Genomic DNA, 490 nt, shown 5'->3' on the forward strand with positions numbered 1-490 from the left:
CCCGCTGCCGCCCAGGGTGACCGAGGCGGAGGACCGGGCCCGCGCCGAGCACGAGCAGCGGCTGCGCGCCGTGGCGGCCCGCAGCCGATCGTCCACGACCTGGAGCACGGAGCAGAAGAAGACGACGCCCCGGCCGCCGACGCCGCTGCCGGCCCCGCGCCCGCGCGGCTACGACGACCCGCGCGACCGCGGCAAGGGCATGGGCAAGTAGCCGGCCTGGCCGGTCTCCGGGGGTAGCAGGGCCGCTTGCCGCGCCCTGGACCCAGGCCCACGTCGGCACACCCCCGCGCGCACCGCGGGCGTTGGCCCCGCCCGCCGGTCGCGCCGGGAAGCACCCCCCCCTCGCGCACCCCCCCGCCGAGGGGGAGATCGCCCACCGGGGCCCGCTGCCGCCCAGGGTGACCGAGGCGGAGGACCGGGCCCGCGCCGAGCACGAGCAGCGGCTGCGCGCCCGGGCGGGCCGCAGCCGCTCGACCACGACCAGGAGCAC

The 490-nt window shown here is 80.8% G+C and carries 1 protein-coding gene; it reads left to right on the top strand.

Features of this window, described 5'->3' with window-relative positions; translation table 11 throughout:
• Positions 1–211, top strand: a 211-nt coding sequence (locus PUR71_RS03005) for a hypothetical protein (protein ID WP_329924723.1), incomplete at its 5' end; no start/stop codon positions are given.
• Between the last annotated feature and the right edge of the window lie 279 nt (positions 212–490).

The organism is Streptomyces sp. SP17BM10, assembly GCF_036322405.1.
GTDB lineage: Bacteria > Actinomycetota > Actinomycetes > Streptomycetales > Streptomycetaceae > Kitasatospora.